Source organism: Schumannella sp. 10F1B-5-1, from assembly GCF_006517535.1.
GTDB lineage: Bacteria > Actinomycetota > Actinomycetes > Actinomycetales > Microbacteriaceae > Schumannella.
The window spans coordinates 1-237 of sequence record NZ_VHQH01000184.1 but is presented as its reverse complement, the minus strand read 5'-3'; the positions used below and the strand labels follow the sequence as shown (position 1 = coordinate 237).

Annotated in this window: 1 protein-coding gene; it reads left to right on the top strand. The window is 69.6% G+C overall.

The genetic code is table 11. The features are described 5' to 3' along the window. On the top strand, positions 1-237 hold a 237-nt coding region (locus tag FJ658_RS15370; RefSeq protein ID WP_141146232.1), incomplete at both ends, for a hypothetical protein.

Below are 237 nucleotides of genomic sequence, written 5' to 3'. Positions count from 1 at the left end.
GCCTACCGCCGGGGCGGTCACGTCGTCGGCTATCTCGGCGACGGCATCAACGACGCGCCTCCGCTGCGCGCCGCCGACGTGGGGATCACGGTCGACACCGCCGTCCCCGTCGCGAAGGAGTCGGCGGCCGTGGTGCTGCTCGACAAGAGCCTCGATGTGCTGCTCGACGGCACGCGCCAGGGACGGCGCACCTTCGCCAACACGATGAAGTACATCTTCGTGACGACGAGCGCGAAC